14 protein-coding genes are annotated in these 21,731 nt (G+C 56.0%); 4 read left to right on the top strand and 10 right to left on the bottom strand.

The genetic code is table 11. The annotated features are described in order from the left end of the window. Positions 1 to 32: 32 nt before the first annotated feature. Positions 33 to 2,042 carry a hybrid sensor histidine kinase/response regulator gene (locus LCM31_RS13935; RefSeq protein WP_224871051.1) on the bottom strand — a complete coding sequence of 670 codons (2,010 nt, stop codon included), beginning with the start codon at positions 2,040 to 2,042 and terminating at the stop codon, positions 33 to 35. A gap of 668 nt (positions 2,043 to 2,710) precedes the next feature. Between LCM31_RS13935 and LCM31_RS13930 the strand changes: the two genes are divergently transcribed. The 4 genes from LCM31_RS13930 (at position 2,711) to nagX (ending at position 9,280) form a co-directional block, all read left to right on the top strand. Beyond that, positions 2,711 to 3,853, top strand: a complete 1,143-nt coding sequence (locus LCM31_RS13930; protein WP_224871049.1) for an acyl-CoA desaturase — start codon at positions 2,711 to 2,713, stop codon at positions 3,851 to 3,853. 177 nt (positions 3,854 to 4,030) lie between these two features. After that, a complete protein-coding gene (locus LCM31_RS13925; protein ID WP_222231944.1) occupies positions 4,031 to 4,489 on the top strand; it encodes a hypothetical protein in 459 nt (152 codons plus the stop codon). A gap of 277 nt (positions 4,490 to 4,766) precedes the next feature. Then, the gene (locus LCM31_RS13920) at positions 4,767 to 7,904 is read left to right on the top strand and encodes a chitinase C-terminal domain-containing protein (RefSeq protein ID WP_224871047.1); all 3,138 of its coding nucleotides are present in this window, start codon (positions 4,767 to 4,769) and stop codon (positions 7,902 to 7,904) included. 278 nt (positions 7,905 to 8,182) lie between these two features. After that, on the top strand, positions 8,183 to 9,280 hold the full coding sequence (gene nagX, locus LCM31_RS13915) for a transmembrane glucosamine N-acetyltransferase NagX (RefSeq protein ID WP_224871045.1): 1,098 nt from the start codon (positions 8,183 to 8,185) through the stop codon (positions 9,278 to 9,280). Between the two features lie 178 nt (positions 9,281 to 9,458). Here nagX and mutT read toward each other — a convergent pair whose 3' ends face one another. From mutT to murC, 9 genes are all read right to left on the bottom strand, one after another. Continuing rightward, entirely contained in the window at positions 9,459 to 9,881 is a 423-nt protein-coding gene (mutT, locus tag LCM31_RS13910) for an 8-oxo-dGTP diphosphatase MutT (protein WP_224871043.1), read from the bottom strand. Beyond that, on the bottom strand, positions 9,881 to 11,080 hold the full coding sequence (gene argJ, locus LCM31_RS13905) for a bifunctional glutamate N-acetyltransferase/amino-acid acetyltransferase ArgJ (protein WP_224871041.1): 1,200 nt from the start codon (positions 11,078 to 11,080) through the stop codon (positions 9,881 to 9,883). The genes mutT and argJ overlap by 1 nt, the downstream gene beginning before the upstream one ends. Positions 11,081 to 11,200: 120 nt before the next feature. Beyond that, positions 11,201 to 13,972: a preprotein translocase subunit SecA gene (gene secA, locus LCM31_RS13900; protein WP_224871039.1), complete on the bottom strand. Its 2,772-nt coding sequence runs from the start codon at positions 13,970 to 13,972 to the stop codon at positions 11,201 to 11,203. Between the two features lie 186 nt (positions 13,973 to 14,158). Further along, the gene (locus LCM31_RS13895; protein WP_224871037.1) at positions 14,159 to 15,097 is read right to left on the bottom strand and encodes a M23 family metallopeptidase; all 939 of its coding nucleotides are present in this window, start codon (positions 15,095 to 15,097) and stop codon (positions 14,159 to 14,161) included. A 277-nt stretch (positions 15,098 to 15,374) separates the two neighbouring features. After that, positions 15,375 to 16,289 (bottom strand): UDP-3-O-acyl-N-acetylglucosamine deacetylase, encoded by a 915-nt coding sequence (lpxC, locus tag LCM31_RS13890; protein ID WP_010132544.1) that lies wholly within the window; start codon positions 16,287 to 16,289, stop codon positions 15,375 to 15,377. A 482-nt stretch (positions 16,290 to 16,771) separates the two neighbouring features. Beyond that, positions 16,772 to 17,977, bottom strand: a complete 1,206-nt coding sequence (ftsZ, locus tag LCM31_RS13885; RefSeq protein ID WP_222231958.1) for a cell division protein FtsZ — start codon at positions 17,975 to 17,977, stop codon at positions 16,772 to 16,774. A 63-nt stretch (positions 17,978 to 18,040) separates the two neighbouring features. Further along, positions 18,041 to 19,276, bottom strand: a complete 1,236-nt coding sequence (gene ftsA, locus LCM31_RS13880; RefSeq protein ID WP_224871034.1) for a cell division protein FtsA — start codon at positions 19,274 to 19,276, stop codon at positions 18,041 to 18,043. Between the two features lie 91 nt (positions 19,277 to 19,367). Then, positions 19,368 to 20,207, bottom strand: a complete 840-nt coding sequence (locus LCM31_RS13875) for a cell division protein FtsQ/DivIB (protein ID WP_224871032.1) — start codon at positions 20,205 to 20,207, stop codon at positions 19,368 to 19,370. Positions 20,208 to 20,267: 60 nt separating this feature from the next. Then, the gene (gene murC / locus LCM31_RS13870; protein ID WP_224871029.1) at positions 20,268 to 21,710 is read right to left on the bottom strand and encodes a UDP-N-acetylmuramate--L-alanine ligase; all 1,443 of its coding nucleotides are present in this window, start codon (positions 21,708 to 21,710) and stop codon (positions 20,268 to 20,270) included. Between the last annotated feature and the right edge of the window lie 21 nt (positions 21,711 to 21,731).

Raw genomic sequence — 21,731 nt, 5'->3', positions numbered from 1 at the left:
GAGTATTTTATTATTTGGTTAAGTCGACGACTTCATCCCTGCCCGCCATGATGCGCAAACTCGAAAGATAAAACACGCAGCAACGCCTCAGAGAGCCTCGCCAGGTCATAGTTGACCGGGATGCTCAAATCCACACAGTGGGCGGGCTGATCCATAATGCCCACAAGGGGTATGCGGGCGGTTGCCGGATCTTCGCGGAGAATACTGGAAAAATCCTTGAGCGAGACACCGTGCAAATCATCGTCGACCAGAATCAGGTCAGGTCGCGAAGTCCGTGCACTAAAAATACCCCTCATCGCATCGTTACACACCTGCACCGCTGCTTGTTCCACTGACGACAACACTACCCTGAGCCGGTTTGCATTTGCAGTGCGCCCCGTTACATACAGCAGACGGCACGGAGGCAAGACCTTGGCATAGTCTGGGCGCGCGGCCATGCGCAGTACTTCACTGGGAGCGTCGTTCATCAGAAAGTCGATCCAGAATATCGACCCCTGCCCCTCTTCACTGTCAAAGCCGATACGCCCACCCATGGCCTCGGTCAATTGTCGCGCGATGGCCAACCCTACACCGGTACCTTCAATTTTTCCCTGCTCAGCGCCAAGCCGGTTGAAAGGTTCAAAAACCTGAGGCTGTTTGCTTTTAGGGATTCCACAACCAGTATCCAGCACGCTGAGGCGCAGCCAACCTTCCGCCTGCGGCGCAAGCGAAATAACCACCCGCCCATGTTCCCGATTGTATTTAATCGCATTACCAACCAGATTGAGTACAACCTGCTTGAAGCGCACGGGATCTACAAGGATATAGGCACGCTCCCACCCCAAAGGCTCAAAGGTTAGGCTCACCTTGCGCGTTTCCGCCAGTGGCTCCAGAAGTTGGCGGCAATCCGCCACCAGATTGGCCGGCTGCACCAGTTCGATCGACGGCGCGAGACGATTACTGTCAATTCTCGCCAGATCCAAAACATCGCCGACCAGGTGCAGCAGGTGTTGCCCGGCCTTGCGAATTTCTGCCAGACGCAGGCGCTGATCCGGGTTAACGCTCTGATCCAACTCTACCATCTGGCTGAAGCCCAATATGGCGTTCAGAGGCGTGCGTAACTCATGCCCCAGGCTGGAGATCAACTCCGCCCGATCTTTGCTCTCTTGCTTGAGGCGCAGTAATTCTTGCTCCGCATGTAACTGCTTCTTTTTACCCGCAGAGGTGTCCTGCAAGGTACCTAGTACCCGAATGGGCTGCCCGCCACTACTGGTTTGCAGGTTGCCGCGGCAACGCACCCAGATCACGTGGCCCTCCTGATGCTTGAGACGAAACTCCACATCCAGAGGCAGACGTTCGCGCACGGTATCTTCCATAGCCTGCCTAACTTCCGGGTAATCCTCGGGAAGCATGTGCGTCTTCCAGCGAGCCAGTGCCGCCCTTGCATCCGCATCAGTTTGCCGCCGCGGGTAGCCGAGTAATTGCCAGCAGGCCTCGCTCAGGACTACCTCATCAACACGCAGATCCCACTCCCAAAAGCCATCACCGACCGCATCGAGCGCATTCTGTAACCGTTCACTAGAAAAGTTAGATGGGCCACGCGCCTCCAAGGGCTCACTGTAATCCGTACACCCACCAAGAAAAAAACGTTTGCCCGCGGGATCGGTAAAGGCCCGCGCCCAAAGGCGTAACCACACCGGTTGACCATCGCGAGAAGAAGCACGAAATGCCGTATCCACAAACGCACCCTGCTGTGACAGACGGTTGCGCAGAGCCCGCACTGCATCACGCTCATCCGCGTGCACCAAGCTCAGGTCGCCACTCCATACGCTGCTAAGTGCAACGTCTGGGTTTTCATGCAGTTGCTGCCAGACGTTGCCGGTAGCACGCTGAGCCCCAGTCTCCGGATGCCACTCCCAGAAGCCCTGATTCACATTCAGCAGCAGGCCGTGCAGATACTGAACCTGAGCCAACGCCTGCTCCGATCCCAAACTTGCCAACTCACTGGGAGTAGCAAGTAAAAAGTCGCCAGCATTGGTTTGAGATAGAGTCGTCTTCGACACCGTATTACCGTGACCGTATTGTCGCGAATGCTTAATATCGCCAGGAAAGGCCGTAGATGACAGCCAGATTACGGCTAGTGAATCACTTATTGCTGGATAAAAAAAGGCCCCGCAATGCGGGGCCCAAAATAGCGATGATGAGAGAAAACGGGAAGTCACGCATTATTTCATTTGCCATAACCCGTGATGGATTCCCGGAGCATGGATCTTGCGACCCATGCAATAGGTACTGCAACCGGTGTGCCAACTTTTCAAGAAAAGCAAAATAAACAGTAAAAAGTCGCGACAGCCTGAAAAATGTATACAAATTAGCCAACCCAAAACGGCGGTGGGTGAAATGACTGTGCTATACACAGTTACTTTACCGATAAACGACAACGGTTGACCCATCTTTGGACGCAAAAATCCACTAACGCACCAAAAGAATGCAAATTTCGACCATTCGATGAATATGTGACTTTCTATTCATCCTTTTGCGGTAACTGGCCACCCAGAATTCACCCCTCACCCCGTGCGACGGGTCAAAATAGGTCTCACTAAAAAGGTTTCGCGGTCTAAGTGCCCTCTAATAACGTGTCCCGAACCCGCATCTGCGGTAGGATCTGCCTTTCGGTCCACGCACTGCGCCACGGATCGAGATCGGTAGGCTCTAACAAGGTTGTAAAAATATGAAAGCAGTTCCCGAAGCCCCCCGTATCTGGCTCACGACGATACTCTTCGCCAGTACCGGGCTGGCGGCTGTGACCCTGGTGCCGCTTTACGGTTTCATGGTCGGGTTCCACTGGTATCAATGGTTGGCATTCGCTGTACTGGGTGCCTTTTGCGGCTTCTCCATCACCGCAGGCTACCACCGCCTCTGGTCGCATCGCACCTATGAAGCTCACTGGGCACTGCGCCTGTTTTATGCGCTGTTCGGTGCCGCCGCGCTCCAGAATAGCGCGCTGATCTGGTGTTCTGGCCACCGTCGCCACCACCGCCACTGCGACGACAACGAGCAGGACCCTTATTCTGCCAAGCGCGGATTCTGGTTCTCCCACATCGGCTGGATGCTGCGGGAATACCCCAGTGGTGAAGTGGATTTTGATAACGCGAAAGACCTGCAGCGCGACAAGATCGTTATGTGGCAGCACAATAATTACATCGCCATCACCATCGCCATGAATGTCGGCGTGCCCCTGGCCCTGGGCCTGCTCACCGGCGATGTACTTGGCATGTTACTGCTGGCGGGCATTTTGCGCATTGTGGTCAACCACCACACTACCTTCTTTATCAATTCCCTTGCGCACATCTGGGGCCGCCGCCCTTACACCGATGAAAATACCGCTCGCGACAACGACTTGCTGGCGTTTTTCACCTTTGGTGAGGGTTATCACAACTACCATCACATTTTTCAGACCGATTACCGCAATGGCATCCGCTGGTACCAGTGGGATCCCACCAAGTGGCTGATCAAGACTGCAAGTTGGTTTGGTCTGGCGCGCAACCTGAAAACCGTACCGGCCATGCGCATCCAGCGTGCGATGCTCACCATGCAATTCAAACGCGCAGAGCAAAAGCTGGAAAACTCCAAGCACAAAGACGGCTGGAAGCAGCTGCTTGAACGCGAAGCACAAGATTTCTCCGAATCGCTTGCCGAGTGGAAGGAGCTACAGCAGCAGCGCTACGAAAATGCCCGCGAGCGGCTGGTGGAAAAGTGGGAAAACGCCGCCATCCGCACCCGTGTTAAAGAGCTGGAATACAGCCTGAAGATGCAGCGCAAACGCCTGCAGATTATGATGGAACAATTCCACCTCGCTCCTGCGGCGGCGTAAACAACGAAAAGGCGATCCACTTGGATCGCCTTTTTTGTATGCGCAACGATATTCGATGACGACTTGAACGCCGCCAGATTTGCACTATAACCATAAGGAGAAGGCAAAACTTCCTTTTTGAACCCAAAGCCCATCGACGAAAACCATAAAGACATCCATCAATGAGAAGGCGCGCAGATGAAGACGTTCAAACAGGCCCACGAAGTACTCAAGGACGCCCAGAAATTCCACCTGGATATGGCCGGTGTTTACCAACAACTACTGGAAAATGCCCAGGATAACCGCACGCAATTACTGCTAAAGCACCTCCATGAGCACGAACTGCGCATGGCCAATAACTTAAAGAACTACGGTGCCGTTGCAGAACAGAAGGTCATGCAGACCTGGCTGCAGTACACCCACGAAGAATCTGCCGGCGAGCTGGTTCAGAAACTCTACCTGAGCGACAAACCCTCCATCGACGAAATTAACAAGCTGGGTCAGGAAGTAGACCGCTACTTTTCCGAGCTGTATCACGCCGTCTACGGCTCCATCGAATCAGTGGAAGTCAAAGAGGTATTCGAGAACCTGAAGCACATTCAGGACAAGGAGCGCATTACCTTATCCATGGCGACCAACTCACTGTGGGATATGTAACGCAGACAATTTTTTGCCGTATCCAGCGCCATCCTTTCGCACCATACTTAAGCCTGAATGCACACTGCGCCAATGGGGTGCCAGTGTGACTTACTTCCAATTCCCCGCACAACGATCAAAAAACTGGCGCAAAAATTCACAGTTGTGACAATTTTGTGAATGTCGGCAGTTGCCTCCACAAACCCCGATTGCTATTTTGACAGCGATGTCATTTCATGACGCCGAAGTTCTAGCGTCGAATTCTTATAAAAATAATCTGCCGCAAGGTGAACAATATATGATCAGCAATCCGCTCAGGCTCGGTCTGATGACCGCTGCCATGCTCTCTGCCGGACACAGCTATGCCGCTGTGGACTGCACCTCTCTCCCGGTCTGGGAAGCAGGGCCCTCCTACAATGGTGGCGCCCAGGTCCAGCATAACGACAATGCCTACCAGGCGAACTGGTGGACCCAGAACCAGGACCCAGAACAGTTTTCTGGCCCCTATCAGGAATGGACCCTTCTGGGCTCCTGTGGCGATAGCACTCCGCCGCCGTTGACGCCACCCCAGGGCTCTATTTCCGCCCCCACCGCCGGTGCGACTTTTACCGAAAATGACAGCGTTGTCTTTAGTGTCTCAGCCTCCGACGCTGACGGCCAGGTAACCGCCGTTGAATTCTTTGTCGATGGTGCACTGGTTGCCACCGACACCGCCGCCCCCTGGCAAACTACCTGGACTGCAGCCGCGGGCACTCCAAGCCTGAGCGCGCGTATCACCGATAACGACGACCTCAGTACGACAACCGCGGCGGTTGCCATCACTGTGGAAGAGGAAGTCGTGGTTGGCCCGGTCCCACCGCAAGTAAGCATCACTGCACCATCCAACGGCTCCAGCCACACCACTGGTGACGCACTGAATATTACCGCCAGCGCATCCGATGCGGACGGCAGCGTGACTCAGGTCGCGTTCTATGTGGACGGCAGCCTGCTCAGCACCGACACCAGCGCGCCTTATAGCGCCCAGTGGACCGCCACCCTCGGTGATCACACGCTTTCCGCCATGGCGACCGACAACGATGGCCAAACCGCAAGCGCCGAGTCCGGCATCTCGGTTGCCGACGAGCAAGTCGTGATTGGTGAGCACCCTTGCCGCCCGGACGGTCTCTACACCACCCCGGGCACTGCGCCGAACTACTGTGACATCTATGACGCAGACGGGCGCGAAGACATGGGCGCCGACCACCCGCGCCGTATCATTGGTTACTTCACCAGCTGGCGTAACGGCGCCAATGGGCAGCCCAGCTACCTGGTAAAAGACATCCCGTGGGGCAAGATCACCCACATCAATTACGCTTTCGCGCATGTAGCCAGTGATTACTCCGTATCCGTTGGCAACACCGACAATCCGGATAATCCCGCCACCGGCATGGAATGGCCGGGTATCGCCGGCGCGGAAACCGATCCGGACTACGCCTACAAGGGTCACTTCAACCAGCTGTCCAAATTCAAGGAACAGCACCCGGAAGTGAAGACCCTGGTCTCCGTAGGGGGCTGGGCCGAAACCGGCGGCCACTTTAATGAAAATGGCGACCGCGTTGACGACGGTGGTTTCTACACCATGACCACCAACGCCGACGGCAGCATCAATCATCAGGGTATCGAAGCCTTCGCCAACTCCTCAGTGGCGTTTATCCGCGAATACGGCTTTGACGGTGTGGATATCGACTACGAATACCCCACCAGTATGAATGACGCCGGTAACCCGATGGACTTCGGTATTGCCAACCCACTGCGCGGTTCGCTGATGGAATCCTACGTTGAGCTGATGCGCGTGTTGCGGGAGAAACTCGACGAGGCAGGCCAGCAGGACGGCACCCACTACATGCTGACCATCGCTTCCCCGTCTTCCGGGTACCTGCTGCGCGGCATGGAAACCATGCAAATCACCCAGTATCTGGATTACGTCAACATCATGACCTACGACCTGCACGGGGCGTGGAATGAATATGTTGGCCACAACTCGGCACTGTTTGATAACGGCAACGACCCGGAACTGGCGGCAGCAAGTGTTTACAGCACCTCTCAGTACGGTGGCATCGGCTACCTGAACATTGACTGGGCGGTTAAATACTTCCGCGGTTCTATGCCGGCAGGGCGTATCAACGTGGGTATCCCCTACTATACCCGCGGCTGGCAGGGCGTATCCGGCGGCACGAATGGACTCGGCGGCTCGGCGGCACTGCCGGCTCAGTCTGAATGCCCAGAAGGCACCGGCGGCGCGTCAGACTGCGGCCATGGCGCCATTGGCATCGACAACATGTGGCATGACCTGGATGAAAGCGGCAACGAGATGGGCGCCGGCTCCAACCCCATGTGGCACGCCAAGAACCTGGAGAACGGCATCCTTGGCAGCTACGTCACCGAGTACGGCCTCAACCCTGCTGGCGACCCGGACGACGCACTGGTTGGTACCTATGCGCGCAACTACGACAGTGTGTCAGAGGCACCCTGGCTGTGGAATGCACACAAGAGCGTGTTCATCTCTACCGAAGATGAAGAGTCCATGGACGCCAAAGTGCAGTACGTCATCGATGAGGGTGTAGGCGGCATCATGTTCTGGGAACTGGCTGGCGACTACAGCTGGGATGCGGCAAAGGGCGAGTATTACATGGGCGATACCCTCACCACTCTGGCCTACGACAAGTTCGCTAACGCCAGCGACTACCGTCACCTGCGCACCGACCGTGCGGTACCGACGGAAGCACTGGATATCGGCATTGAAGTCACCGAGTTCAAGCTCGGCGATCAAAACTACCCGCTAAACCCCAAGATGTATATCACCAACAACACCGGCGGCACCTTGCCCGGCGGCACCGTGTTTGAGTTTGATATGCCAACGTCCACTTCCAACATCATCACCGACCAGAGCGGTGCCGGTCTGGAAGTGATCGAGGACGGCGCCAATGCCTCTGGTGGTAACGTAGGCGGACTGGAAAATGAGTTCCACCGTGTGCGCTTCAGTCTGCCCGCTTGGCAGGACCTGGCCAACGGCGAAAGCTGGGACATGACGCTCAACTATTACCTGCCGGTCTCCGGCCCCCAGGCCTACACCGCGACGATTGATGGCACCGCCTATGCGCTGGCCTTCGAGTACCCGGATCTGCCGCTGGCCGACATCTCCAGCGGCGGCTCTTCGAGCAGCTCTTCCGGCGGCAGCTCCTCCGGTGGAAGCTCCTCCGGCGGTGGCAGCGACAGCTGTAGTGACCAAGGTATCAGCACCGATGGTCTGGTTACTTACCCGGAGTGGCCGCAAGGCAGCAACGCGGTCGCTGGCGACCTGATCATTCACGACGGCAGTGTGTATCGCGCTAAGTGGTGGACCCAGTCGGTACCGGGCACCGCCGATGGCAGCTGGGAGTTTGTCTGCAACATCTAGTTAATAAACCAAGTGGAATTACCCGGCCGGCGACGCAGCGCCGGCCAACTCTCACAGGATGGATCGCAGTAACAAACCGTTTTTTAAAATTCTCTCTGCGTTGTGACCGATAGGAAACTCCTTTACAGGATTTGCTCCTATTTTTGCCCCGACTTCTAGTCGGGGCTTTTTTTGTTTCGGGGTATCGTAAGTGTGGCTCTCAAAATGCCATATCATGGCGCGACAAGTATCTGATCCTCGATTTCGTTAAACGTGATTTCATTCAAATAGCAGTAACTATGGCCAAGAAAAAGCAACGACTTGCATCCGTGGACGCCCTGCGCGGCTTCGACATGTTCTGGATTATCGGCGGCGAGGTCCTATTCCTTCCGCTATTTGCGCTCACCGGCTGGTCGATTTTCCAGTTCGGCCACGCACAGATGCAGCACACACCCTGGCATGGTTTTACGTTTTACGACCTGATTTTTCCGCTGTTTATTTTCCTATCCGGGGTGACGCTGGGCCTGGCTAATAAATCGTTGCGCGGCCTGCCAATGAGTCAAAGGACCCCCGTGTATCGCAAGGCGACCAAGCGCCTGCTGCTACTTGTTCTGTTGGGGGTTCTTTACAACCATGGCTGGGGTACAGGTTTCCCCGCCGACCTCAGCGAAATTCGCTACGCAAGTGTGCTGGCACGCATCGGCTTTGCCTGGTTTTTCGCGGCAATGATCGTATGGCACTTCGGTATCCGCACGCAGTACGTAATTACCGCGTGCATTCTGCTCGGCTACTGGCTATTGCAGGCTACAGCCGGAAATTACACGCCCGATGGCTCGGTAAATGCTTGGGTAGATCAGCACTTTTTACCGGGAATTACCTACCAGAACCGCGCTTACGACCCGGAAGGTGTTCTGTCTACCATCCCGGCTATTGCCAATGCGCTGTTCGGGGTTTTCGCCGGTCGCTGGCTGAGTAAACATGCTGGCAACCACAAAGCCATTTTGAAAGGCTTATTTGTCGCTGCAGCAACCTGCCTTATAGCGGGCTTTATATGGCACTGGGTTTATCCGGTGAACAAGGAACTGTGGACAAGTTCCTTCGTATTGATCACCTGCGGCTGCTGCCTGCTATTACTGGGGCTTTTCTATCTGCTTGTGGATATGTGGCACTGGAAGTCCTTCACCTATTTTTTCTCGGTGATCGGGTGCAACGCCATTCTGGTGTATCTCGGTACCAGCCTGGTGAGCTGGCAGTATTCGAGTAAAAGTGTGTTTGGTGGGATTGCTGCCGCGTTGCCGCAAGCCGCGGGGACCCTAGTGATTGCTTCTGGCGTGATCCTGCTGCAGTGGCTGGTGTTGCGATTCCTGTTCAAGCGGGGGATTTTTATTAGCCCGTAAGACGAATGTGAAAAAACGAATATTGTTCGGTGTGAAGGATAAGCGCCCGGAATCCGTTTTCGAAAGCGTCGGCGACAAGGACGTCGCCGACGCAGCGTACAGGGATATATTCACAGCGGTTTCGAAAACGGATTCCGGGTGCTTATCCGCCAACTAATCTGCTAACAGAATATAAGACTTATTCACTGGATGCGCGCATGTATTCCAACACCGCCTCAACAATAGGCTGATTAGCATCGGGAAAGTGATATTCAGGCAGCTCACTCACAGGAACCCAGGCAAGCTCCTGTCCCTCAACGCCACGCTCCTTGCCAGTAAACTCGGTGATACACCAGGTATCCAGAAACACCTGCTTATCCCCGTAATCGTGCCGGACCTCGATTAGCGGCTCCATCACCTTTACTTCAATATCGAGTTCTTCCTTCAGCTCACGCGTCATGGCCGCCTGAATAGATTCATTGTTCTCGACCTTGCCACCGGGAAACTCCCAGCGGCCGCCCATGTGCAGGTGGTCCGGGCGCTTGGCCAGAAGAATGCGGCCGTCGGCACCGAGAATCACCCCGACTGCCACATGAACATGCTTGATTGCGGAGACGCCCATCAGGTGCGGTACTCCGCATTAATGGTGACGTACTCGTGAGAAAAGTCACAGGTCCAGATATGTTCGTTTACGTCGCCGCGCTGCAAATCAACGGAAATTGTAAATTCCGCCTGCTCGAAAACCTTCTTTCCGGCATCCTCGGTATAACTCGACGACCGCCCGCCGGCCTCAACAATTTGCACATCATCCAGATACACACTGATCTTGCTGGTATCCAGATTCTGCGCACCGGCATTGCCAATCGCCATTACCAGTCTTCCCCAGTTGGGGTCTGACGCATACAGCGCAGTTTTCACCAGCGGCGATTCACCAATCTCAAACGCCATACGCAACGCCTCTTCCGAACTGGCGGCGTTGTTCACTTGCACGGTAACGAACTTGGTTGCGCCCTCACCGTCCTTCACAATGGCCTGGGCCAGTTCAATATGCACGGCAATGATGGCGGCTCTAAGCTGTGCATAGACATCACTGTGTGTATCCGCAACTTCCGGACCGGCGGCACCACTGGCGATCAACACACACGCATCGTTTGTAGAGGTGTCCCCATCCACGCTGATGCGGTTAAACGACGCGGCGACTGCTTCCTGTACCAGCGCATCCAGTACACCCTGTGGAATACGTGCGTCGGTAGCGACATAGGCGAGCATGGTCGCCATATTTGGCTGGATCATGCCGGCGCCTTTGGCGATACCGACAATGGAAATGGTCTCGCCGGCAATCTCCACCGAGCGACTTGCAGTTTTCGGGCGGGTATCCGTGGTCATAATCGCCGTGGCCGCACTTCCCCATCCATCTGCCTGTAATTGCGCCGCGGCCGTAGGTATCGCGTTCAAAATATTCTGTACCGGCAGATGCTCGCCAATGACACCGGTACTAAATGGCAACACCTGCTGCGCACTGACACCAAGCGCCTGCGCTACGCCCGCACAGCAGCTATTCGCATCCCGCAGTCCCTGTTCGCCCGTCGCCGCATTGGCATTGCCGGCGTTAACCAGCAGCGCGCGAATACCACCCTGGCGGATGTGCTCTTTTGCCACCAGCACCGGGGCCGCGCAAAACGCATTCTGGGTAAAGGTGGCGGATACGCTGGCACCTTCAGCAATTTCAATCAACAGGAGGTCATCGCGCTGCCAGTCTTTGACCTTGGCGGGAACGGCGGCAAGACGGATGCCGGGAATCGAAGGGAGAGGCTGCGCCATACGGATACGTCCTTGAACATTCACGATTTAAGCGCGGATTATAAAGAAAAAGGCCCGCTGGGAAGAGCGGGCCTTTCAATAAGACAGTAACAAAACTGATCTAGATAGTCAGATCCGACTTCAGGAAGTGGTTGAAGACGAAGAAGATGAGGGGGAAGAAGTCAGTTTGCCATGGCACTGCTTGTACTTCTTGCCAGAGCCACACGGACACGGGTCGTTGCGACCTACACGTGGGCCGCGTCGTACCGGCTCCGCATTCGGCTGCGCCGGGGCAGCCTCCTCACCTTCCGGCATCGCAGAAGCCTGCGCGTGTTGCAGTTCCAACTGCTGGCGGCGCTGCGCCTCCAGGCGACGCTGCTCCATCTCTTCCATCTGCTCGCGGGTCATCGGCTCAACATGCGCCAGCACGCGAATCACCTCTTGTTTGAGGTTTTCCAACAGCGCCTGGAACAGCTCGAAAGACTCGCGCTTGAATTCCTGTTTGGGGTTTTTGTTGGCATAAGCGCGCAGACCAATACCCGCGCGCAGGTGATCCATGCTGGACAGGTGCTCCTTCCACAGCTGATCCAGCACCTGCAACATCACCTGGCGCTCAATGGTCGGCATCAGGTTTTCATCGCCGGTGCTCTCGGCAATACGTGCCAGCTTCTGCTGGTACACACCCTGCGCTTCCTCAATGATCTTTTCCCGCAGGCTTTCTTCATGCAGTGTGCGGTCTTCGTCCAGCCACTGCTTGATCGGCAATTGCAAGCCGAGTTCGCCAGCGAGTTGCTGCTCCAGTGCCGGAATGTCCCACTGCTCTTCCACACTCTGCGGCGGCACATGGATGGAGATCAGCTCATTCACCACATCGTCGCGGATCGCGGTAATGGTCTCGCTAATGCTCTCTGCTTCCAGCAGCTCATTGCGCTGGGAGTAGATTACCTGACGCTGGTCGTTGGCTACGTCATCATATTCCAGCAGCTGCTTACGAATATCGAAGTTACGGCCTTCTACGCGACGCTGCGCCTTTTCGATGGCATTGGAGACCATACGATGTTCAATTGCCTCACCGCGCTCCATGCCCAGCATCTGCATAAAGTTCTTCACCCGGTCGGAGGCGAAGATACGCATCAGATTATCTTCCAGGGACAGGTAGAAACGGGTCACCCCCGGGTCACCCTGTCGACCCGCACGGCCACGCAGCTGGTTATCGATACGACGGGACTCGTGGCGCTCGGTACCAATAATGTGCAGGCCCCCGGCCTCAATCACGGTCTCGTGGCGGGACGCCCAATCCGCTTTGATCTTGTCGATCTCTTCCGCGGTGGCTTCACGCTTCTCGCGCTCCTGAAGCTCTTCCACTTCCGCTTCCCAATTACCACCGAGCACAATATCGGTACCACGGCCGGCCATATTGGTGGCGATGGTAACGGTACCCGGGCGACCGGCCTGGGCAATGATCTGCGCTTCTTTTTCGTGGAACTTGGCGTTCAGTACCTGGTGCGCAATCTTGGCCTTTTGCAGCAGGCGCGACATTTCTTCAGAAGTCTCGATGGACGCGGTGCCGACTAGGATCGGCGCCTTCTTGTCGCGACAGTACTTGATGTCCTCGATGATCGCTTCGAGCTTTTCATCTTTGGTGAGGTACACCAGGTCATTGAGGTCGTCACGCTGCTTCTCGCGGTTGGTGGGGATAACCACCACATCCAGGCCGTAGATCTGACGGAATTCAAATGCTTCGGTATCCGCGGTACCGGTCATGCCCGCCAGCTTCGGATAGAAGCGGAACAGGTTCTGAAAGGTGGTGGAGGCCAGAGTCTGGCTCTCACTCTGAATCTGAACATTCTCTTTTGCTTCGAGCGCCTGATGCAGGCCCTCGGACAGGCGACGGCCCGGCATGGTACGGCCGGTGTGCTCGTCGATCAGTACCACCTGGCCGTTCTGCACGATGTAATCCACATCTTTGTGGAACAGTACGTGCGCGCGCAGCGCGGCATTGACGTGGTGCAGCAGGCCGAGATTGCCCGGTGCATACAGGGATTCATCTTCCTTCAGCAGACCGCCGCGAGTAAGCAGGTCTTCGATCAGCTGGTGGCCGTCTTCGGTCATCTCCACCTGGCGGGTCTTTTCATCCACCGTGTAGTGACCTTCGCCGCCCTCTTCGCCGCGCTCCAGCTGCGGTACCAGCTTGTTCATGGCCATGTACAGCTGCGAAGAATCTTCCGCAGCACCGGAGATGATCAGCGGGGTACGCGCTTCATCGATCAGGATAGAGTCGACCTCATCCACGATCGCAAAATTCTGTGGGCGCTGGGTGCGATCTTCCTTGCGCAGCACCATATTGTCGCGCAGGTAGTCAAAGCCGAACTCGTTGTTGGTGCCGTAGGTGATATCCGCCTGGTAAGCCGCCTGCTTTTCCGCCGGATGCTGCTGGGAAACCACAATACCCACGCTCAGACCCAGGAATTCATACACCGGACGCATCCAGTTGGCGTCACGCGCAGCCAGATAGTCGTTCACGGTAACAATGTGTACACCCTTGCCTTCCAGTGCATTCAGGTACGCCGGCAGGGTTGCTACCAGGGTCTTACCCTCACCGGTGCGCATCTCGGCGATACGGCCTTCGTGCAGGGTCATACCACCAATCATCTGTACGTCGAAGTGGCGCATGCCCAGGGTACGGGAACCGGCTTCACGCACGGCAGCAAACGCTTCCGGCAGCAGGCTATCCAGTGTTGCGCCATCCGCTAGGCGCTGCCTAAATTCATCCGTCTTGGCTTTCAGCGCAGCGTCATCCAGCGCCTTATATTCGTCTTCCAGCGCATTGATCTTGGTAACGACCTTGCGCATGCGCTTGAGCTCGCGGTCATTTTTTGACCCGAAGACTGTTTTTATCAGTTTGCCAATCATTATTCAGAAACCACATTAATGCTGATTATGCCCGCGGGACCGCTCGTGACGTCGCTGCGCGGAAAAGGTGCAAGTAAACAGGAAGGCGCCAGACGCCGCAACAGTCTTGCCCGGTGTTTGGGGTAAACTTGCGGGCGCCAGTACGGGATTACAAGGGTCCCGTTGCGCAATGATAGAGGATAGTTGTTATCTGCCGGTGCGGCGGATGTAGCTGGCAGGATCGACCGGGCGGTCGTTCTTGTAGACTTCAAAGTGTACGTGAGGGCCCGTGGAGCGGCCGCTGGAACCCATCAGGGCAATCACCTGGCCCTTTTTCACGATATCGCCCAGCTTGACCTTGATCTCACTGTTGTGGCCATAGCGGGTTTTATAGCCGTTACCGTGGTTAATCTCCACCAACTGGCCATAGCCATAGCGATCTTCCGCCCAGGTCACCACACCGGCAGCCACAGAAACCACATCAGAGCCGCGCTTGCCGGCAAAATCCACACCTTTGTGCCAGGAGCGGCGACCACTGAAAGGGTCAGTACGGTAGCCATAGCGTGAAGACATCCAGCCACGGGTGATCGGGCGCCCGGCGATAAACTGCTCATCCTGCAGCTGCTGGCGGCTCATCAGGCTATCGAGGGTCTGCAACTGCATCTGGCGGTCTTCAATCTGATCCGACAGATCGCCGATAACCTCGAGGAATTCTGGGGGGTGGTAGGGAAGATCACTGGAACCGGCGATACCCGAATCCTCGGGGCCACCGACAGCAGGCGTCGCGCCAAACTGAAACTCACCCTCATCCAGCTTTGCAATGGTGGTCAGGCGCTCACCGAGCGCGTCCAAACGGGTCAGGCGGGCCTGTAACTCCGCGAGCTTCACGGTAAGCGCAGTCAGCTGCTCACGCGCCTGCTGATCTGCATCGGAGATCTGATCCTGCTGCTTGCGCAGGGCCTTGTTCCACGCTTTCACTGCACGCGAATCGAATACGTCGGATTCCGTAGCAGGTAGGTTTGCACCAATGAAAAATGCGCCAACAGGAAGCCCCAACAGGCAAAGGCCGAGCAAAGCTTTGCTCAGGCCGCCGAAGTTGAAGCTGCGGGAGACACCGCCGCGATCGTTGACGAGGATAACTTTCATAGCAAGCGTGTAAGGTTTGCGACAAATTGTTGTTGTAATGATTCAGTCACCAGCAGCTACCTAAACGGATCAGAACCCACTGACCTCAAAAGGTATTACTTCTGCTGTAACCGGGACTGTCGCATCCTGCTATGCCCCACGGCCATCCTCAATGGCAAGTCGCCGACCAATGTACCAGGTATTGGCGGCTTAAAAAGAGTAGTGGCGCAGACACCTTCTGCCACCAACACACAAAAAAGCCGGCAATTTTCGTGCCGGCTTTCTCGTTACGCGCCTCTTACACCGCCAGGATTGGCTTGACGTAAGAGATAGGCGCTTCTTCTTGTTCACCCTCGAAGGTCACCATCTCCCAGGCATCTTCCTGCGCCATCAGGGTGCGCAGGGACTTGTTGTTCAATGCATGGCCAGATTTGAACGCCTTGAACTCACCAATCACGCTAGTACCCAACAGGTACAGGTCGCCGATGGCGTCGAGAATCTTATGCTTTACGAATTCATCTTCGTAACGGAGACCGCCCTCATTCAGGATGCGGTACTGGTCAATAACGATGGCGTTATCAACGCTGCCACCCTGCACCAGGCCTTTAGAGCGCAGGTACTCAATCTCATGCATGAAACCAAAGGTACGCGCACGGCTCACTTCCTTGACGAAAGAAGTACTGGAGAAATCGACCGCTGAGGTCAGATTGCGCCCTTGGAATACTGGGTGGTCAAAATCAATAGTGAAGGAAACCTTGAAGCCGTTGAATGGCAGGAAGCTCGCGACCTTGTCGCCTTCCTCAACGGTTACCGGCTTTTTGATCCGCAGGAACTTCTTCGGAGCAGCCTGCTCCTGAATACCCGCAGACTGGATCAGGAATACGAAAGGACCGGCACTACCGTCCATGATCGGCACTTCTTGGGCAGACAGTTCGACAATCGCATTGTCGATACCCAGGCCCGCCATTGCGGAAAGCAGGTGCTCAACGGTAGCGACACGCACATCGCCCTTCACCAGAGTGGTGGAGAGCAGGGTGTCACCCACGTTTTCGGCACGTGCTTCAATCTCAACCACCGGATCCAGGTCGACCCGACGGAAAACGATACCACTGTTCACCGGCGCCGGTTTCAGGGTCAAAATCACCTTTTTACCGGTATGCAGGCCGACGCCAGTAGCACGAATTGCGTTCTTGAGAGTGCGCTGTTTGATCATCTATATCTAGGTTCCCAATCGGTGAGCGGCACACGAGCCGCAGCGAGCCGGCGATAATAACAGAAAATCTACGCCAAAACTACAGAAACCCCTCTGGTCATCTCTGCGTTTGCGGCACGGTGTTTCCGCACTGATAAGATTAAGCATAGTCTAGCGCGAAGACTCCAACGCCAAACCAGTACACAGTATCGCCAATAATTGTACGTTCTCGCCGAAAATACGCCGCAGCAGAACCTACCGGTCACTAACCTCTCGTTGATCGGTGTGTAATCTTTCCTCTATCAAGCAACGCTTCCTTGCGTCGTATTACTCGTTAGTTCTTCCCTGTTCAGTCGCCGTCAGCGGACTGCGCTGACGGGCTCCGGGTGACAGGCCCCGTTGTTCCAAGTCCTGCCACCCTCGCCAGAGCGGGCGAAAGCCCGGGGTTTCACCGGGCGTGGACATGAGCAAATGCCGCCCCTACTCTGGGGAGCCCGCTCGACTTAGTCGGCCTGTCGACGCAAGAACGCAGGAATATCCAGGTACTCCATGTCCTGATCGGACGGATTGATCGGAGGCAGGCTGCGCTTGCGTTCACCTTCCGCACGCGGTGCAGAGGGAACCTCTTTGGACTCACGGGTCGCGTCAGCGGTGGCGGCAGGACGCGCCGCTTCGCGCGGATCCTGGCGACGGGTGTTGTCCACCACTTTGGTCGGGCGCGCGACTTGTGCAGACGCTTCGCCAAGCCCAGCAGCAACAACGGTCACCCGCATCTCGTCACCCAGCTTGTCATCCACTGCAGTACCGATTACCACAGTCGCGTCATCGGAAGCGATTTCCTGCACGATCTGACCAACTTCCGAGTACTCACCCAGGGTCAGTTCCTGACAGCCAGCATCTTCGCTGCCGGTAATGATGTTCACGAGGATTCCGCGAGCACCCTGTAGGTTTACGTTATCCAGCAACGGGCTGCGCACGGCTTTCTCCGCGGCTTCGCGGGCGCGATTTTCGCCAACCGCCGCACCGGAGCCCATCATCGCCATACCCATTTCGGACATGACGGTGCGCACATCGGCGAAGTCCACGTTCATGATGCCCGGGCGAATCATCAAATCCGCGATGCCCTGTACTGCACCCAGTAATACGTTGTCGGCTTCTTTGTAAGCCGCCTTCATGGTGATCTTGTTGCCAAGTACTTCCAGCAGGCGATCGTTGGGGATGGTAATCAGCGAGTCGACCTTGTCGCGTAGCTCGAGGATACCCTCTTCCGCAACCGTGGTGCGCTTGCGGCCTTCAATCATGAAAGGACGCGTAACCACAGCAACGGTAAGGATGCCGAGATCTTTGGCAATCTCTGCCACGATCGGCGCACCACCGGTGCCAGTGCCGCCACCCATACCAGCGGTAATAAATACCATGTCGGCACCGGTCAGCACTTCTGCAATGCGCTCGCGGTCTTCCAGTGCAGACTGACGGCCCACCTCCGGGTTGGCACCGGCACCCAGTCCACGGGTAATGGTGTTACCCAGCTGCAGAATGGTTTGCGCTTCCACATCCTTCAGCGCCTGTGCGTCGGTATTTGCGCAGATGAAATCCACACCGTCTACTTGGCTGGCGATCATGTGCTTCACGGCGTTACCACCGCCGCCTCCCACACCGATCACCTTGATGACAGGCTTATCCTGTACACTATCTACGAGTTCGAACATTGCTGTTCCCCTTTTTTGCTCATGTCTAAATTTAATTATCGATCCCGGTAATTATTTTTTGCTTCAGAGGTTGCCTCTGAACCAGTGCTTAACCTTGTCCCACCACTGGTTTTCACTGTGCTTCACGCTGGACTGTCCGCCCTTGTTTTCTTCCGACTGGATTGCATACATCAGCAAGCCAACACCTGTGGAATAAATCGGGTTACTCACGATGTCCGTAAGGCCGGAGATACCCTGAGGTATGGCGAGACGCACCGGCATATGGAAAATCTCCTCAGCCAATTCCACCGCGCCCTCCATCTTCGACGAGCCACCGGTAAGCACGATGCCCGCCGCACATAAATCTTCAAAACCGCTGCGACGCAATTCGGCCTGCACCAGAGTGAACAGTTCGTCGTAACGCGGCTCGACGACCTCGGCCAACGCCTGACGGGACAGGTCGCGCGGTGCGCGATCGCCGACACTCGGCACCTTGATGGTCTCGCCTTCACGGGCAAGCTTCGCCAGGGCGCATGCGTATTTGATTTTCAGGTCTTCTGCGTGCGGCGTTGGCGTACGCAGGGCCATGGCGATATCGTTGGTGACCTGATCCCCAGCGATCGGAATCACGCCAGTGTGTCGAATAGAACCGCCAGTAAACACGGCGATATCCGTGGTGCCACCACCGATATCCACCATGCATACACCCAGCTCTTTCTCATCGTCGGTCAGTACCGCATAGCTCGAGGCGAGCTGCTCAAGAATGATGTCTTCCACTTCCAGGCCGCAGCGACGAATACACTTTTCAATGTTCTGTGCCGCATTTACCGCACCACTCACCAGGTGCACCTTGGCCTCCAGGCGAACACCGGACATTCCCAGCGGCTCCTTTACACCCTCCTGGTTATCGATCAGGTATTCCTGCGGCAGGGTGTGCAATATCTTCTGGTCGGCAGGTATCGCCACGGCACGGGCCGCGTCAATTACCCGATCCAGATCCTGCTGCGTTACTTCACGATCCTTAATCGCAACAATGCCGTGCGAATTCAGGCTGCGAATATGGCTACCGGCAATACCCGCATACACCGAATGAATCTCACAGCCGGCCATTAACTCGGCCTCTTCCACAGCGCGCTGAATGGACTGCACTGTGGATTCAATATTCACCACCACGCCCCGCTTCATACCCGTGGAGCGGTGAGAGCCGATGCCGACGATATTTAATTCGCCGTCTCCGGTAACTTCGCCGACGATCGCAACTACCTTGGACGTACCGATATCCAGCCCGACGATCATGCGCGGTTCAGAGGATTGTGTCATTGGATTTTCAACCTCGCGAGACGCTGTGCCGATCCGCATTTTGAATGCCAGATCAGGACGAAGCCTCGCTTTTTATCTACCTATTTTGTTGTCAGTTTTTCGCTTGTTCCGTTTCTTTCCATTGCACCGCAACTGCGTTGTTGTAACGGGCGTCCACGCCCGCAATTTTTTGCAGATGCGGCGCCAGTACGCCGCGCGTCAAGCTGAGGAAACGGCCAACGCGTTCCAACAGCTCATCATGGCCAAGCTGCAAGCGGATACCGCTCACCAGCTCTAGCTGCCAGCCCGCCAGGTCATCAAATGACAGGCGGCGCACTTCCATATCTTTGGTGGTAAGCAGCCCGGCCAGTGCCTGATACTGCATCATTATTCGATCCACCAGATCCGCGTCCCCAGCCAATTCCGGCAAGCGCAAATCACGCAAATTTTCTGGCCGGGGTAGCAGTGCGCCACTGGCGACCAATAAGTGATCGTCACCCCAAATTGCCAGAGGCTCGGCCTCTTCGATGACCACCTCAACCCCGTGCGGCCAGCGCCGGCTCACCGACGCATTCACAATCCAGGGATCGTCCATCAGCGCCGAGCGCACCCGATCAATATCCACAGCGAAAAAGCCGTTGCGCAGGTGTGGAAGCAAAATGTCCTCCACCGCTTTTTCACTCACCGCGCGAAATGGCGCTTCTACCCGCACATTAACCAGAACTTCTTCCCGGCTCGGTGCCACACTGGGGGCCTGCTGCCAAAGCCAGTGCGCGGCATATCCCAGCCCGGACGCCACCAGTGCCAGCAACCCAACCATAGCGACGATGCGCAAAACACCGGTAGAAGCTTCCTGGCCAGGGTCCGGCAGCGCACGCGCACCGCGTACCGATTTTTTCCCTTTCTTTGGCTTGGCGACTTTATCGCGCGACGTTTTTTTGTTTGTAGCCACGGCTGAAAGTCACCGCATTTCTCGTTTATTCACAGTTTCATGCTTGGTGCTCTACGCACTCTACTTATCACCAAGACGCCATTCAGACAGCTGCTGGGCGAGTCCGCCAACATTGCCAGCACCCTGGGTCAAAACGATATCCCCCGGCTCCAGCAGGTCCGCAAGAATCGGCGGCACCTGGTCAACTTTTTCCACGAAAATCGGATCGACCTGACCGCGGTTACGAATACTGCGCGCCAGGGTGCGACCGTCTGCGCCGGGGATCACCGCTTCGCCCGCGCTATATACATCCAGTAGGACCAGTTTGTCGACCTCGGATAGCACTTGGACAAAGTCTTCAAACAAATCCCGGGTCCGGGTATAGCGGTGTGGTTGATACACCATTACCAGACGACGTTCCGGCCAGCCATCGCGCACGGTTTTAATCGTCGCGGCCACCTCGCGTGGGTGATGGCCGTAGTCATCCACCAGCATGACCTTTGAAGCCTGCTGATCGTCACTGACCGGGTACTCGCCGTAAATCTGAAAGCGTCGACCCACACCCTGAAAACCTTTGAGGCCCTCGCGAATAGCGGTATCGCTAACCCCCTCTTCCGTAGCCACGGCGATCGCAGCAGTGGCATTCAGCACATTGTGGATACCTGGAACATTCACACAAACGTCGATGACACTGCCATCTGGGCGCTGCACATCGAAAAAGCTGCGCAGGGGTTCCTGTCTTACATTGCTGATCCGGAAATCGTTGCCCTCTTCAAAGCCGTAGGTCGCAACCGGACGGGCCAGCTTGGGGATAATTTCTTGCACATTGGCATCATCACCGCACATCACCGCCAGCCCGTAAAACGGCAGGTTGTGGATAAAGTCGATGAAAATCTGCTTCACTTTTTCAAAGTCGCCGCCATAGGTCTCCATATGATCGGCGTCAATATTGGTCACCACGGTAACCATGGGCTGCAAATGCAGGAAAGACGCATCACTTTCGTCGGCTTCGGCAACCAGATAGCGACTCTCACCCAAGGCCGCATTGGCGCCAGCACTGTTCACCAGTCCGCCAATCACAAACGTCGGATCCTTCTCATCGGCGGCGAAAATTGACGCGATCAGACTGGTTGTGGTGGTCTTGCCATGGGTGCCAGCCACAGCGATGCCGTAGCGGTAACGCATTAACTCACCCAGCATCTCCGCGCGGCGAACCACTGGAATACGATTTTCTCGCGCAGCGGTTAACTCCGGGTTATCTCCGTAAATTGCCGAAGAGTTCACCACAACATCGACATCGCGGACATTCTCTTCGGTGTGGCCGATCTGCACTTTCACACCCAGATTACGCAGGCGCTCGGTAACCTTGCTCTCGCGCAAATCAGAACCAGAAACCTCGTAGCCCTGGTTCTGCAAAACTTCCGCAATACCGCTCATGCCGGCACCGCCGACACCGATAAAGTGGATGCGGCGAATACGGCGCATGGCTGGAACTTGGTAGTTACGCTCACCTGATGGGGTCATTACCTTTCCTGATTCGGCGCT

Origin of the sequence: Microbulbifer agarilyticus, from assembly GCF_020171345.1 — a bacterium.
Classification (GTDB): Bacteria; Pseudomonadota; Gammaproteobacteria; order Pseudomonadales; family Cellvibrionaceae; genus Microbulbifer; species Microbulbifer agarilyticus_D.
Note: the sequence above shows the minus strand (reverse complement) of the source record. Positions and strands in the feature narration are given on the sequence as shown.